This window comes from Paraburkholderia sp. J12 (assembly GCF_905220215.1).
Taxonomy (GTDB): Bacteria; Pseudomonadota; Gammaproteobacteria; order Burkholderiales; family Burkholderiaceae; genus Paraburkholderia.
Genome location: NZ_CAJMZC010000019.1, coordinates 65,810 through 80,364, shown reverse-complemented (window position 1 = coordinate 80,364; position 14,555 = coordinate 65,810). Strand labels below are relative to the sequence as shown.

Sequence of the window (14,555 nt, the reverse complement as noted above, 5' to 3'; positions counted from 1 at the left end):
GCCGCGGCCGCTAGAGAGGCACGCTGCTCGCGTCGATCCAGCGCACCGCCCAGTCGCGCGCGTGCGCGATGGCGGCTGCTTCGTCGGGAAAACGCAGGTCTGCGGGAAAAAACCGGTTGGCAACCAGCTCGCCGTCGCTCGAACGGGAAATCACCACATAAGGTTGCCAGCTGCCATCGCCCGCGCGCGCCGGCGCGCAATTGAGCAAATAGCCGCGATGCGTGAATGCAGCGTCGAAGTGCATGTGTGTCATCCGCCCCTGACTGCCTCGTCCGTTTTTCGGTGGGCGCGTCAAGGATCGTGCGGCAAAGCCACAGCGCGGCCGCTTCTTCGGGCCGTTGATTCATAGCGCGCCAACTCGTCGAAAGAGGATCATACTCCGAGGAAAAACCGCGCTCCAAAGAAAAAAAGGTTAAATCGCTGGAGCCGTTTCCCTGGGCGCTAAGCCTTGCTTTCCGGGCCGTTCTGAGGGTGGCGGCACGCTGGCGAGGAACCGGCAAAGCACAGGATGGCGGGCCCTGCCGCACCTGCGGCGCTCCCTCAACCTCCGAGGAGGACGCATCATGAGACGCACCGACCCAGCAGAGGAAAGGCGGCGCGAACTAGCCGCCCTTGCGGCCAATGCCAACATGAGCCCCGACGAGGTCACGACGACCGACGCCACGCTCGACAACAGCGTGCCCGAGGCCGGCGACGGCATTGCGGGATTCGACAGCCGCCCCGGCGGACACCGGCTGCTGTTCGCGCTGCAGCCGGGCTACGAGGTGCTCGACAAGGGCATGGCCAGTCCGCTCGCGCCCTACACCTCCGACTGGGAGTTCGTCGATTCGGGCTCCACCAGCACACGGCGCAGCCCCGGGCGCCTGCACTATTCGCTCAACCACCTGCGCCCCACGCGCATTGTCGAGTTGCAGCGCAAGGGCTGAGGAACCTGTGCCATTCGCCGATATTTTTCGGCAAAAGGCCGACAAATTCACGGGCGCCATTGCCAATTCATGGGCGAATTGATGCGCACGCGGATTGGCCCAAAAGTGCCCGGAATCGGCGAATTGTCACAAGCTTTTTTCGGCCGCGCCGTTAATCCCGGTATCGGCTGAACGCGAGTCCCGGCGCCCCGTAGCGGGCGCCGCCGGGAAACGTCGGCCGTATTTTCGTCGAATGCCCGATACGATTCGCCCGAATTGGCGGCTAATCGGCGTTAACTCCCATTCTTGTGCTCCGTAGAATGGTAGAGAAGAACAATCAGGGCGAGATTTAGTGATAAATTGTTACATCACAAGAAGCGGGGAAACTCGCCCGGGCCTGGCTGCGAACTGGCCCATCGCCGACGGAGAGTGTTGACGTGCCTCTACATTTCATAGAGCAGATGTCGCCCGTTCTCGACGCGCCGGGAGAGGCTGCGTGGTTCGAGGCGGTGGCTGAGCTCGCCAGTTCGTGGGGATTCAGCCAGCTGATGATGGCGATCCTGCCGCGTCCAGGAATGCGGCTCGAAGATGCGTTCATTCGCACGAACTACTCCGCCGCCTGGCGGCAGACGTACAACGACCACAACATGGCGTATTTCGATCCGACCGTCGCGCATTGCACGACACGCTCGGCGCCGCTTATCTGGTCGCCCGAGCTGTTCGCCACGGAGCAGCAGCAATCGATGTATGAGGAAGCCCGTTCCTACGGGCTGCGGGCGGGTATCACGCTGCCGATCCATGGTCCGCGCCAGGAAATCGGCATGCTGTGCTTCGTCAACGACGCCAATCCGTCCGACAACTTCTGGCACGACGTCAACCGTGCCCTGCCGAATCTCGTGCTGCTGCGCGATCTCGTGCTCGACACGAGCCAACGCCACCTGAACGATCACGTCCAGTCGCTGATCCCGAAGCTGACGCCGCGAGAGAAGGAATGCCTCAAGTGGACTGCCCTTGGCAAGTCCACCTGGGAGATTTCGCACATCCTGAACTGCTCGGAAGCCGTCGTGAACTTCCACATGAAGAACATTCGCGGGAAGTTCGGCGTCAACTCACGCCGCGCGGCGGCTGTGATCGCGACCCAGATGGGTCTTATTGACCCGGGCTGAGCATCAGCGGGCCGTCGGCGCGGCGCAGCACCCGCTCGGCACGGCCGAGATCGCCGTCCGAAATCGTCTTGTTGAAATACAGACCCAGCAGGATCGACACCGGCGGCGGAATCTCCGCGCCCGATTCGAAGCGGCTGCCGCGCGACTGGGTCACGCCGAAACGGGCCCAGAAACGACGCTGGCTTTCCTTCTTCTTCTTGCGATACGCAATGATCAGGACGCGGTCGATTACCGACGACAGCTCTCCTGACGGAAGGGATTGCACGTGCGTTCCCGCCTGCCAATGATGATTTTCCATAAGTTCCATGGTGTTCTCGCTCTCGCTGTCCGTTATGCCTGATGAGTGACTACCGCCGTGCCATTCTCCAGAACTGACCCTCTCTGCGCACCTACCTACGTGGATAGGTGTCTTTTTATATTCAAAACGCATAGCTTTCGATCCGTGCTGCTGCCTTTCCTACACGCAAACGGGAGAAATGCCATGCAAGCCGTTATCCGGATTGGTCAAAGACAGGATTTCGACAACGAGGACATCAACGAGATGTATCGCCTGCGAGCCCGCGTCTTCCGGGACCGCATGGGCTGGGACATTCCCACCATCGCGGGCATGGAAGTCGATGGATACGACGCGCTCGGGCCCCATTACATGCTGATCCAGGAGACGTCGGGGCGGGTGCGCGGATGCTGGCGCATGATGCCGACCGAGGGACCGAACATGCTGCGCGACACCTTCGCGCAACTGCTGCACGGCGAGACCGCACCCGCCGGCCGGCAGATCTGGGAACTGAGCCGCTTTGCGATCGAGTCGGACAACGAGCAGGCATTCGGCTTCGCTGAACTGACGACGCAGGCGATCCGTTCGGCCATTACTTTCGCCGACCGCATGGGCATCCAGCGCTACGTCACCGTGACGACCACGCCGATCGAGCGCATGCTGCGCCGCACCGGCATGGAGATCGCCCGCCTCGGGGCGCCGCAGCGCATTGGCGTGGAGAACGCGGTCGCGCTCGATATCGCCATGAGCCAGCAGACCCATACGGCCATGTTCGGCCAGATGGCGACGGCCGCCTGAGCGTCGCGTCGATCGTCGGAGGTTGCCGGCGCCGCGCCGAGAGGAGTTTACGCTATTTGTCTGATGATTGCGCCATGGGTGGCTACCGCACGCTCGCCGGGATGCAATAGAACCTTCGGAACAGTCAGAAAAACCGTTTTCTTTTAACGGGTTACAGCCGCCGCTCCCTTGCCGAAGCGGATATGTGAAATCCGCCGCACCAGCAGCGCCGCCGCCAGCGCCGCGACGCCGGTCAGCCCGATGCCCACGTGGATGGCATCCACCAGCACATGCCGCACCGCCTCGATGAGCCCCGCTCCGTCGAGGCCCGCGGCCTTGAGCTGCGAGACGAGCGCATCGCGCAGCGCCGGGTCGACGAGTACGCGCGGATCCGCCAGTTGCGGCGCCCAGCGCGCCTGCCGGGGCGCGCCGAGCACGGCCAGCGCGTCGCCGACGCCCGCCGCATAGCGGTGATTGACGATCGTCGCGACGATGCTGGTGCCGAGCATGCCGCCCACCATCCGCGTCGATTGCAGAAGCGCGGTGGTGATGCCGAAGCGCTCGCGCCCGGCAATCTCCTGGCCGAACACATTCAGATTGTTGAGGATGAAGCCGAGTCCGATGCCGACCGCCGACATCGCGAGTTCGAGCCACAGATGCCGCGTATCTTGCGTCGCGAACGCGAGCGACGTCGAAGCGATCACGAGCAGGCCGAAGCCGACGGTGAGGATGGCCGTTGGCTTCGGCAGGCGGATCACGATGCGCGTATTGATCAGGCTGCCGAGCGCGATGCAGGCGGCAATGGGCGTGGCGAGCAACCCCGCCTCCTGGGGCGAGAGGCCAAAACCGCCTTGCAGCAGCAGCGGCGCAAAAAAGATCAGCGAGAACATCACGAAGCCCGAGAGCGTCGAGAGCGTAAACAGGGTGACGAGCTGCGGATCGCGAAAGAGATCGAGCGGGATGATGGGATGCGTCGCCCGCCGCTCGCATAACAGGAGCGCCGCCGCGCCTGCGATCACGACGGCGCCCAGCGCCAGGCTCCACGCCGAGAGCCCGTCTCTGGGCACCGCCTCGATCAGCGTCTGGAAACTCCCCAGCACGATCGCGACGAGCGCGGCGCCCGTCCAGTCGATGCGCACTTCGCCCGTGCGCACCGGCCGGTAAGCGGGCAGGTGCACCTGGATGAAGTACAGCGCGAGCGCACCGACGGGCAGATTGACGAGAAACGTGGAGCGCCAGCCGAAGTGCTCGCTGAGCCACCCGCCGAGCGAAGGGCCGGCCGCCGTGCCGATGCCGTAGGCCGCCGCCATGACCACCTGCCAGCGCACCCGCGCGCGCGGATCGGGAAAGAGATCGGGGATCGACGCGAACGCCGTGCCCACCATCATCCCGCCGCCGATACCCTGCAGCGCGCGCGCCACGGCAAGAAAGCGCATGCCGGTCGCGAGCCCGCACAGCACCGAGGCGACGGTGAACACGATCACCGCGGCGATCACGAAACGCTTGCGCCCGAAGTAGTCGCCGAGCCGGCCGAACACCGGCACGGTCACAACCGAAGCCAGCAGATAGGCACTGGCAATCCAGGCATAAAACTCGAAGCCGTGCAGTTCGGCGACGATCGACGGCAAAGCGGTGCTGACGACGGTCTGGTCGAGCGCGACCAGCATGTTGACGAGGCCGATGCCGAGCATGGCAAGGAGCGCGTCGCGAAACGGCAGGGGCCTGGGGGCGGACGGTGCGTCGGAAATCACGGCGGAGGATGCGAGGGAAATCGGGCGGGGACGGCAGTAGCAAAGAGTCGCCACGATAGCGAGATGCCGGAGCGCGTGCAAGCCTGCGTCAGATGCACGATGTTTGATCGGCATTCGGGTCGCCTCTATTTTTAATACACCGGCGCTGCATCTTTTTCAGCGATCGTTTACGCTCTCTGTCAGAGTACGCACGACGCCCGTCCAGGCCGTATCACAAGCCGTGCGCGTCCCGGTTCTATCTCAGCGGAGGTTTCATGTACAAACGCATCCTCGTCGCGGTCGATGGCAGCGATACGTCGCGCCGCGCCTTCGAAGCCGCGCTCGAACTCGCGAAGGCAATGGACGCGAGTCTGCAGCCCTACTACGTGATCGAGAACACGCCGATGTATTTCGAGGCTCCCGGTTACGACCCGTCCATCCTGCGCAACCAGATGATCGCGCAGGGCAACGAACTCGCCGCGCAGATGGACAAGATCATGCGCGAGCGCGGGGTGGAAGGCGCCATGACGACCGGCGAGGCGTCGTCGATCGACGACGTGCCGACGCTCGTGCTGAATGCGGCAAAGACGGCCGGCGCCGACCTGATCGTGATGGGCACGCACGGGCGCCGCGGGTTCCAGCGGCTCATTCTGGGCAGCGTGGCGGAGCGCTGCGTGCGCCAGTCGATGCTGCCGGTCCTGCTGATCCCGTCGGCCGCCGGCGCCACCACGAGCGTCTAATAAAGAGATATCAGGCCAATCCTGAAAATTGACAAAACTCGATTTGCGCGTGTCCCTCGACACGCGCAGCTTCTGACGCCGCGCAAAGGCGGTACATCTCAAAAGCGCGTCACTTTGCCGCCAATCAAAGGCGGAACTGCGGTGGGACAATGCTCCAGCACAAATAAACAGGAGCAGGCAGATGCTGACCCCGACCGTCGTCTCTCATACCACGGTGCGCCGCACTCACCATTCAACTGCGCGTTCAACCGCGGCTAGTCCGCGCAGTTCGGCCCGCTGCTCCAGTTGTGCGATGCGTCACCTCTGCATGCCGCAGGGCCTCACCTCGGACGACATGCCCAAGATCGAAGCGCTCATCTGCACCGCGCGCAGCGTGCGCCGGGGTGAGGCGCTCTATCGCTCGGGCGACCCGTTCGACAATCTGTACGCCGTGCGCTCCGGCTCGCTCAAGACCATCATGACGCACCGCGACGGCCGGGAGCAGGTAACGGGCCTGCGCCTCGCCGGCGACCCGCTCGGTCTCGACGGCATCAACACCGATACCCATACGAGCTCCGCCGTCGCTCTCGAAGACAGTTCGGTATGCATCGTTCCCTACGCGGCGCTTAAGCACCTGTGCCGCGAGGCCGGCGCGATGCAGGACCGCCTGCACCGGCTGATGAGCGAGCAGTTGTACCGCGAATCGTCCCAGATGATGGTGCTCGGCTCGCTTTCCGCAGACGAACGCGTGGCGGCCTTCCTGCTCGACGTGTCCGAGCGCAACGGGCAGCGCGGCTATTCGCATACGGAATTCAACCTCCGCATGACGCGCGAAGACATGGGCAGCTATCTCGGCATGACGCTCGAGACCGTGAGCCGAACCTTGTCGAGATTTCAAAAGCGCGGCCTGATCGACGCACAAGGCAAGCTCATCCGGATCGTCGATTTCGAGGGCCTGCGCCAGATCTGAGCCTCGCGGCGCCCTGCCCGCGCGCCCGTCGGCCGGCGCGCGGCCGACCTTCCCCCCGGCTTTTCCACACTTCCCCTTTTCTGCTCAGGCGTTTGGCCGGGCGTTGGCACAACTTCTGCTGCGGCGGTAAAGTCTCGAACACTGCCCCAAGCACGGAGAAATGCCGAAATGCCTCTCCCGCCCACGCCCACTTTCGCCGAGCGCCTCGCCGCCGCCCGCGCAGCGAGCGACGCGGTCTTCGACATCGTCAAGCCGGAGTTCCTGTACGAACGCCCGATCCGCGAACGGCATCGGATCGTGTTCTATATCGGCCATCTCGAAGCCTTCGACCTCAATCTGTTCGACCGGCGCCTGTTCGACCTGCCCTCGACCGATCCGCAGCTCGACCGGCTGTTCGCCTTCGGCATCGATCCTGTCGACGGCGCCTTGCTGCCGACGGACGTGCCGGCCGACTGGCCCAGCCTCGGCGAAATACGCGCGTACGGACACCAAGGCCGCCAACGGATCGACGAGCAACTGGCGCGGCTCGATCTGCCCGACGGCACGTCCCGTCCCGGTTCGCCGGCGCAGTTGCTCAACGTTGCGATCGAACATCGGCTCATGCACGTCGAAACGCTCGCGTACATGCTCCACCAGTTGCCGCTCGACCAGAAGCAGGCGAACGGCATCCCGCGCAGCCTGCCCGACCATCTTTACGCTGTAACGCCCTCGATGGTGCCGGTGCCGGCGGGCCGCACCGAACTGGGCATGACCGCCGAGCGCGGCGTATTTGGTTGGGACAACGAATTCGGCGAGCAGCAGATCGACGTGCCGGCCTTCGAGATGGACCGTTATATGGTCACGAACGGAGCGTTTCTCGATTTCGTCGAGGACGGCGGCTACCGGGACCCATCGCTATGGACCGCCGCCGACTGGGCGTGGAAGGAAGCGCTGGGCGTCACGCATCCCGTGTTCTGGTCGAGGAGTGAAGCAGGCTGGCGGCTGCGGACCATGTTCGACGACATTCCGCTGCCGTTGTCCTGGCCCGCCTATGTGAGCCACGCGGAAGCGAGCGCCTTCGCGCGCTGGCGCGGCGCGCGCCTGCCGAGCGAGGCGCAGTGGCAGCGCGCCGCGCACGGGGCCCTGCCCGGCCACACCGATAACTTCGATTTTCGCGACTGGAATCCCGTTGCCGTCGATGCGACGCCGGACAGCGCCAGCACGTGGGGCGTGGAAGGCCTCTACGGCAACGGCTGGGAATGGACCTCGACGGTATTCGGTCCGCTGCCGGGCTTCTCGGCATTTCCGTTCTACGAAGGGTATTCGGCCAACTTTTTCGACGGCCAGCACTATGCGATGAAGGGCGGATCGGCGCGCACGGCGGCGTGCATGCTGCGGCCAACCTTTCGCAACTGGTTCCAGCCGCATTATCAGTATGTGTATGCGGGGTTTCGGTGTGTGAATGAGTGAGGCGACTTGCGGTGCCTTTTAACCCCAGGGCGCCGCTTCAACCAGCACACTCCGCCCCCTTGAGGGCATCGTAGATCTCGTCCATCGGCACCTCGCCCGCTTCGCTGCGGATATAGGCGTTGAACGCCCGCTCGTACAACTCGCGGCCGCGCACGGCATCCAGCGAGAGTTCGAAGCACCCGATAGCAAACTCCGCGATCCTGTCCGCGTCGACGAGCAGGCGCTCGGCTTTCTTCTGATCCATTTCCCCACCCAACGGCGACCTTGCCGAAAAACGTCAGGCGCGCATGTTACCGCAAGCGCGTCCTCGCCGCGCCACTTGTTCCTGCGACGCAAGACTGTTTGTCCATGGTGGGTGTTCGAGATCCCGAGGGATAGGCCTACAGTCAGTCCCCATCGGATCCGTCCATTCGATCGGCCGGCAGGCCGAGCCACCTACACTGCGAGACACATCGTGAGCCATTCCAAGGTCATCATCGTTACGGGCGCGTCGCAAGGCATTGGCGCCGAAACCGCGAGGGCGGCCAGAGCGCCGGCCGCTGAGCACAATTCGATGTCGGCAGATGCGCTGCGTCTCGTTCGTTTGCGCGCGGGGTGCGCGCGGCAGAGGGCCGCATTCACGTCCACGACATCGCGCTCAAGGAGCCCGCCACGACCGTCGAATAGAAACTCGCCGAACTCGGCCTCAGGCTGCCGGTGCCGCCGCAACCGCTCGGCAGTTATACGCCCGTTAGCGATGCAGGCAACCTCCTCTTCGTCTCAGGCCAGGTGCCACTCGCCGAAGGCAAGATGTCCTATGCGGGCCGCGTGCGCGATACGCTCAGCGTCGAAGGCCACGTCAGCTGCGCCGATGGTTTCTACGACCAGGCGGCGTGGTCGACAGCGCATCCGATTTCTTCGCGGCCGTGCCGGCCAACGCCGCTGTCGTGATCGTCGTCATCGCGCTTTGACTGCCATAAAATATTCATTAGCTATACGAAAATATGAAGCATTCATTTCACCTGGATCAGCATGTACGGTTAAACCTGAATTGGCCTGAGATGCCAGGCTCTTCTTTTCCCATGAAACCTGTGTCACACACCACAGAAGACGATCCTGGCGGATAATCCCTCCTGTCGTACCCGTTTGAGATCCAGAAAGGGAGCTGCCATGAGAGGCATCTTCGGCTTGTGCGGTGTAGCTGCATTCGGCGCGGCGCTCGGCCCGCTAGGTTGGTTAGTCTGGCTTGCCTACACGCAGGCGCTGACCACCATCCTGACCTATCAACTCGTGATTGCGATTCTGACCGCCTTGCTGATAGGGGCGTGTTGTCTCGCAGCCAATTGCTCTCTGAACCGGCGGCCTACCGTGGTCCGCACTGCGCAAACTTCGCGGGGCGGCTAGGCTCAGAGGCGCGGCAAGGCACCGGGGCCTAGAGGCGGCTGATTCACGAAACGCCTGGCGCCCGCCAACCGTCGATCGAGAAGGGGATGCGCTCTCGCGCAAACGATTGCCTGACTGGCGCCAGCACCGGCCGGCCTCTGTCCAGCCTTAGGTGCAACAACGACGCACGTTACCAGACGCTCATGTATCATCCTTCGCAAGCCGGTTCGCGCGCCTCATTTTCAGTCGTTCACCGGCGACGTCTCTCCCGGATGCGGGCCCAGGAATTCAACCCCATGGAGTCTGGCATGAAACCGATCGTTGGCCGTCTCGCAGCAGTCACCGCATTATCTGCAGTCCTTACATTTTCCATTCAGCCCTTGTCCTCCTTCGCTCAAACGCCGGCTTCGAGCACGCACGCCAGCCGGGCTGCTGCAAGAAAGGCGAATCATTTGCTGGAGCGTCAGGTAATCGATGCCCTGGCGAAAGGGAAAATCGATATCGCCGACGTTCGTGTGATCGCCAAGCACGGCGAGGTCGATCTGGCCGGCGAAGTACCTCATCAGGAAGACGTCGACAACGCAGCCACGATCGCGGGCCAGGTGTCGGGCGTCACTTCGGTCAAGAACTATCTTTCGCTTTATGAGGAAGGCGGTCGATAAAGCGAATACTGGCCATTAAGGTCTGGCTTCTCCCCCGGTTCGCCCGACCATGGGGAGAAGCAAACACGCACTGAAACTCAAACGCCGTCCACCACCCGTCCGCGCGTTTCCGGCATACGCAGATAAACAGCCAGCGAAATCGCGGCACACGCCGTCACGTACCAGTAAAAATACGGCTCGTGCCCGCTCGCCTTGAAGCGCAGCGCGACGAACTCCGTCGTGCCACCGAGGATCGCCGTGGTCAGCGCATACGGCAGGCCCACGGCAAGCGCGCGAATGCGCACAGGAAACAGTTCCGTTTTCGCGAGCATATGCACGGACGTAAAGCCGCTCAGCATGACGAGTCCCGCAAACGCGAGCAGGAACGCCACGAACGGATCATGCGTGTGGCTCAATGCATTGAAGAGCGGCACGGAGAACAGCGTGGTCGAAAGCCCGAAGGCAATCAGCACGGGGCGCCGCCCGAACACGTCGGAAGCAAGCCCGAACAACGGCTGTAGCGGCATATAGAGCAGAAGTGCGCCGGCGGAGACGAGCGTCGACATCTCTTTGGAGAGGCCCACCGTGTTCACCAGATACTTCTGCATATACACAGTGAACGTATAGAAGCCCACCGTGCCGCCCACGGTAATGCCGATGGCAAGCAGGATCTGACGCCAGTGCTGGCGCAGTTGCACGATCACCGACGGCCCCGGTGCGCGTGCGCCGCGCTCGAACGCTTCGCTTTCCGTCACGTTGCGGCGCATGTAGAGCGCGAAGAGCGCAAGCGCCCCACCGATCAGGAACGGCACGCGCCAGCCCCAGCGCTCGATCTGCTGCGCCGTCATCAGCAGGTTCTGCATGACGAGCATGAGCGCGAGCGCGACGAGTTGCCCAGCCACCACGCTCACCTGCAGGAAGCCCAGGTAGAACCCGCGCCGGTTGGCCGGCGAGATCTCGCTGAGGTAGGTCGCGCTGGTGCCGTACTCCCCGCCCATGCTCAAACCCTGCAGCAGGCGCGCGGCGATCAGCACGATCGGCGCAAGCACGCCGATGCTCGCGTAATCCGGCGTAAGCGCGATCATCAGCGAGCCGACGCACATGGCCGCGACCGACCACGTCAGCGCCGACTTGCGCCCGTGGCGGTCGGCATAAAAGCCCACCAGCCAGCTACCCAGCGGCCGCGCGACGTAGCCCACCGCCGCGATTGCCGCCGTGTTCATGAGCTGCACGGTGGGCTTGTCGCCGGGAAAAAACGACTTCGCGAAGTAGATCGAAAAAATGCTGTAAGCGAGAAAGTCGTACCACTCGATCAGATTGCCCGCGAGCCCGCCCACGATCGAGCGGATGCGGGGCCGCACTATCGCCTGCGTCCCCGCTGTTTCGCGGTCTCCTTGCACGCCCCACTCTGCTCCGCTCGACATTCAGGTTTCCTCTTTTTATTTTTTCAACGTGTTGCTACTCAGTCCTTTGCCGCATATTCGCGTTCGAGCCCGTCGTAGAACGGCTTGTTCACGAGGCGCTGGCGCTCGGCAAACGGCGCGACGATGCCGGGATCTTCGTCGAGGCGGCCATTCGCCCGCAGTGTTCCGAGCGCGCGCTGCATGCCCACCACCGCGCCCTGCAGCGCCGCATTCGCGTACAGCACCAGCGCGTAGCCGAGGCCCGCGAGCGCTTCGCGCGACTGCACGGGCGTCTTGCCGCCGATCACGATGTTGATGAGCTGAGGCGCGTCGATGAGCTTCGGCAGGCGCTCGATGTCCTCGAGCTTCTCGGTCGCCTCGATGAAGAGAATGTCCGCACCGGCCTCGATGAACGCATGGCCGCGCGCGATCGCTTCTTCAATGCCGTGCACGCCGGCCGCATCGGTGCGCGCCATGATGAGCAGATTGCCGTCCTCGCGCGCATCGACTGCCGCGCGAATCTTGCCGACCATTTCGCCCTTGCCGATCACTTCCTTGTTGTTGAAGTGGCCGCACTTCTTGGGCATCACCTGGTCTTCGAACTGGATCGCGTCGGCGCCGCTGCGCTCGAGCGTGCGCACGGTCTGGCGCACGTTCAGCGCGTTGCCGAAGCCGGTGTCGGCGTCCACGATCAACGGCAGGCTCACGGCGTCGCGCACGCGGGCCGTGTGTTCGGCGACGTCAGAGAGGCCGATGAAGCCGAGGTCCGGCAGACCGAACGACATATTCGTGACGCCGGCGCCCGTGAGATACAGCGCCTCGAAGCCCGCGTCCTCGATCACGCGGGCGCTCAGTGCGTTGAAGGCACCCGGAACGAGCAGGCCGCGGCGTTCGTTGACCTTGGCACGGAAAGCGGCGCGGCGCGCGGCGGTGGAAGTCGTCATGGTGATGGCTCCTGGTGTCTTGTTGTGAGATGGGCAGACTTCTGCATGAAACATGCCAGAGAACAGAAATCTTCATGAACTCTTATAAAACAAATAGTTAGGCCTAGTCCACTTACGCCAAGTGTTTCATGCCACAATCTCCAAAACGTTCCATGAAACGTTTCAAAAAACCGTTCGTCGGAATCCCGCCATGCCGCCGCCCAGCCTCTCTCAGCCCGCCAATCGCCCGAACATTGCACTCGTCAGCATCAGCCGCTTGCGCAATCTCTGCGAGACCGTCGCGCCGCGCTATGCCGAAGAGGCGCGCTTCTTCTACGTGCGCGAAGGCTACGGCGATGCCGTCACGGCGCTGCAACCCTATATCGAGGCGGGCACGGTGGACGTGGTGCTGGCCGCCGGCTCCAACGGCGCCTACCTGCGCGACAACCTGAGCGTGCCCGTCGTGATGGTGAAGGTGAACGGCTTCGACGTGCTGGCCGCCATCACGCATGCGAACGCCGCTTGGCCCGGCGCGCCGATCGGGTTGATCCTGCACGAAAGCGTTTCGCACGAACTAGCCGACCTCGGCGCGTGGCTAAACCTGCGTCTCACGCAGCGCGCCTATCGCTCCGTCGACGAAGTGCGCGCTGCCGTCACGACGCTCGCGGGCGAAGGTTGCCGCGTCATCATCGGCCCGGGCATGGCCTGCGATCTGGCCCAGGCGGCGGGGCTCGAAAGCGTGTTCCTCTATTCCGTGGGCGCGGTCCACGAGGCCTTCGAGCGCTCGGTCGAACTCGCGCGCGTGAGCCGCCAGAAGGAATCGAAGCGCGTGCGCCTGAACACGATCGTGGCGCACCTGCGCGACGGCGTGGCCGCTTTCGACGAAGCCGGGGCTCTCGAAGCCGTCAACCCCGCGATGCTCGAGTTGCTCGGCCTCGACCGCACGCGCGACGTGAACACGCAACTCGCGCGCACGGTGGGCCCGCTGCTGCGCGAAGTGGCCGGCAGCGATGCGCCCGTGGACGAGCGCATCGAGCAGTTCGGCGTCCGCTCGGTCATCGTGAGCTGTGTGCCCATCGTCGAGCAGGGGGCGCGCTCGGGCGCCGTCGTGACCGTGCAGGATGCGCTCGTCGCGCAGCGCATCGACCGGTCGCTGCGCACGACGCAGAGGCCGCGCCATCTGGTGGCGCGCTACGAGCTGGACGATCTGGTGGGAGAAGCACCCGCAGTGGCGCGCGTGCGGCGCCTCGCGACCATGAGCGCCGCGCACGACGCCACTGTCCTCCTCACGGGCGAAAGCGGCACGGGCAAGGAACTCGTCGCTCAGGGCATCCACAACGCGAGCCGGCGGCGCGGCAATCCGTTCGTCGCCTTCAATTGCGCGGCGCTGCCCGAGGGGCTGATCGAAAGCGAGCTGTTCGGCCACGAGGAAGGCGCGTTCACGGGCGCGCGGCGCGGCGGCAAGCCGGGACTCGTGGAGATCGCCCATACGGGCACGATCTTTCTCGACGAGATCGGCGAAATGCCGGCCGCACTGCAAAGCCGTCTGCTGCGCGTGCTTCAGGAACGCGAGGTGATGAAGCTCGGCGCGAGCCGCGCGACACCCGTGGATGTGCGCGTGATCGCCGCGACCCATCGCGATCTGCGCGAGCTGGTCCAGGAAGGCGCGTTTCGTGCCGACCTGTATTTCCGGCTCAACCTGCTGCACATTACGCTGCCGCCGCTACGCGAGCGCCGCGAGGATATCCCCACGCTCGCGCGTCATCTGCTCGAACGATTGGCCGACCGATACGGTTTGCGCGCCGCCGCGATCGAGCGCGTGCTCGCACGGTTCGCGCCGCACTTCGCGAGTTATGCGTGGCCCGGCAATGTCCGCGAACTGGAGAATCTGCTCGCGCGGGCGGCAATCTTTCTCGGCGACGATACCGACGGCACGGTCATTGCTTCGTTATCCGATATATTTCCGGAATTCGATGCAAGCAATATGGCGATCGAGGCACCACAGCGCCGTCGCCGCGCTGCAACCGACGCAGATGCCAAAGCCACAGCACACCACGAGAGCACCACCGTCACACGCGCCGACATCGAGTGCGCACTCGCCGCGCACGGCGGCAATCGCGCCGCCGCGAGCCGCGCGCTTGGCATCGGCCGCACGACCCTATGGCGGCTGATGAAAGGAGCAACCGACTGAATTACCTCTTGCGAATCAGCGGGATCTGCAAGGACCTTGCCAGCT

The 14,555-nt window shown here is 64.0% G+C and carries 15 protein-coding genes and 1 pseudogene; 10 read left to right on the top strand and 6 right to left on the bottom strand.

What is annotated here, in order from left to right; genetic code table 11:
* Positions 1-10 precede the first annotated feature (10 nt).
* On the bottom strand, positions 11-244 hold the full coding sequence (locus U5760_RS28395) for a hypothetical protein (RefSeq protein WP_322015636.1): 234 nt from the start codon (positions 242-244) through the stop codon (positions 11-13).
* A 319-nt stretch (positions 245-563) separates the two neighbouring features.
* On the opposite strand from U5760_RS28395, the gene U5760_RS28390 reads away from it, so the two are divergent.
* Positions 564-926 (top strand): DUF3005 domain-containing protein, encoded by a 363-nt coding sequence (locus tag U5760_RS28390; protein WP_322015635.1) that lies wholly within the window; start codon positions 564-566, stop codon positions 924-926.
* A gap of 440 nt (positions 927-1,366) precedes the next feature.
* Complete coding sequence (locus tag U5760_RS28385; protein WP_322015658.1) at positions 1,367-2,071, top strand: LuxR family transcriptional regulator; 705 nt, start codon at positions 1,367-1,369, stop codon at positions 2,069-2,071.
* Here U5760_RS28385 and U5760_RS28380 read toward each other — a convergent pair.
* Positions 2,055-2,378, bottom strand: a complete 324-nt coding sequence (locus U5760_RS28380) for a helix-turn-helix transcriptional regulator (protein WP_322015657.1) — start codon at positions 2,376-2,378, stop codon at positions 2,055-2,057. The two genes, U5760_RS28385 and U5760_RS28380, sit on opposite strands and share 17 nt — an antisense overlap.
* A 174-nt stretch (positions 2,379-2,552) precedes the next feature.
* Between U5760_RS28380 and U5760_RS28375 the strand changes: the two genes are divergently transcribed.
* A complete protein-coding gene (locus U5760_RS28375) occupies positions 2,553-3,143 on the top strand; it encodes an acyl-homoserine-lactone synthase (RefSeq protein WP_322015633.1) in 591 nt (196 codons plus the stop codon).
* A 143-nt stretch (positions 3,144-3,286) separates the two neighbouring features.
* Here U5760_RS28375 and U5760_RS28370 read toward each other — a convergent pair whose 3' ends face one another.
* Positions 3,287-4,813 (bottom strand): MFS transporter, encoded by a 1,527-nt coding sequence (locus U5760_RS28370; protein WP_322015656.1) that lies wholly within the window; start codon positions 4,811-4,813, stop codon positions 3,287-3,289.
* A 314-nt stretch (positions 4,814-5,127) separates the two neighbouring features.
* On the opposite strand from U5760_RS28370, the gene U5760_RS28365 reads away from it, so the two are divergent.
* The 3 genes from U5760_RS28365 to U5760_RS28355 all read left to right on the top strand — a co-directional run bounded on the left by U5760_RS28365 (position 5,128) and on the right by U5760_RS28355 (position 7,990).
* The gene (locus U5760_RS28365; protein ID WP_322015631.1) at positions 5,128-5,592 is read left to right on the top strand and encodes a universal stress protein; all 465 of its coding nucleotides are present in this window, start codon (positions 5,128-5,130) and stop codon (positions 5,590-5,592) included.
* 292 nt (positions 5,593-5,884) lie between these two features.
* On the top strand, positions 5,885-6,541 hold the full coding sequence (locus tag U5760_RS28360) for a helix-turn-helix domain-containing protein (RefSeq protein ID WP_322015629.1): 657 nt from the start codon (positions 5,885-5,887) through the stop codon (positions 6,539-6,541).
* A 168-nt stretch (positions 6,542-6,709) separates the two neighbouring features.
* Positions 6,710-7,990, top strand: a complete 1,281-nt coding sequence (locus U5760_RS28355; protein ID WP_322015627.1) for an SUMF1/EgtB/PvdO family nonheme iron enzyme — start codon at positions 6,710-6,712, stop codon at positions 7,988-7,990.
* 37 nt (positions 7,991-8,027) lie between these two features.
* Here the strand turns inward: U5760_RS28355 and U5760_RS28350 are convergent, their stop codons facing one another.
* Entirely contained in the window at positions 8,028-8,234 is a 207-nt protein-coding gene (locus tag U5760_RS28350) for a hypothetical protein (RefSeq protein WP_322015625.1), read from the bottom strand.
* Between the two features lie 446 nt (positions 8,235-8,680).
* On the opposite strand from U5760_RS28350, the pseudogene U5760_RS28345 reads away from it, so the two are divergent.
* The 3 genes and pseudogenes from U5760_RS28345 (at position 8,681) to U5760_RS28335 (ending at position 10,014) form a co-directional block, all read left to right on the top strand.
* Positions 8,681-8,940, top strand: a pseudogene (locus tag U5760_RS28345) (RidA family protein).
* Between the two features lie 199 nt (positions 8,941-9,139).
* The gene (locus U5760_RS28340; protein ID WP_322015623.1) at positions 9,140-9,373 is read left to right on the top strand and encodes a hypothetical protein; all 234 of its coding nucleotides are present in this window, start codon (positions 9,140-9,142) and stop codon (positions 9,371-9,373) included.
* Positions 9,374-9,660: 287 nt separating this feature from the next.
* Positions 9,661-10,014 carry a BON domain-containing protein gene (locus tag U5760_RS28335; RefSeq protein WP_322015621.1) on the top strand — a complete coding sequence of 118 codons (354 nt, stop codon included), beginning with the start codon at positions 9,661-9,663 and terminating at the stop codon, positions 10,012-10,014.
* A 77-nt stretch (positions 10,015-10,091) separates the two neighbouring features.
* Here U5760_RS28335 and U5760_RS28330 read toward each other — a convergent pair whose 3' ends face one another.
* Complete coding sequence (locus tag U5760_RS28330) at positions 10,092-11,417, bottom strand: MFS transporter (protein WP_322015620.1); 1,326 nt, start codon at positions 11,415-11,417, stop codon at positions 10,092-10,094.
* Positions 11,418-11,455: 38 nt separating this feature from the next.
* The gene (locus U5760_RS28325; protein WP_322015619.1) at positions 11,456-12,340 is read right to left on the bottom strand and encodes an oxaloacetate decarboxylase; all 885 of its coding nucleotides are present in this window, start codon (positions 12,338-12,340) and stop codon (positions 11,456-11,458) included.
* A 190-nt stretch (positions 12,341-12,530) separates the two neighbouring features.
* Between U5760_RS28325 and prpR the strand changes: the two genes are divergently transcribed.
* A complete protein-coding gene (gene prpR / locus U5760_RS28320) occupies positions 12,531-14,510 on the top strand; it encodes a propionate catabolism operon regulatory protein PrpR (RefSeq protein ID WP_322015618.1) in 1,980 nt (659 codons plus the stop codon).
* The last annotated feature ends 45 nt before the right edge of the window (positions 14,511-14,555 follow it).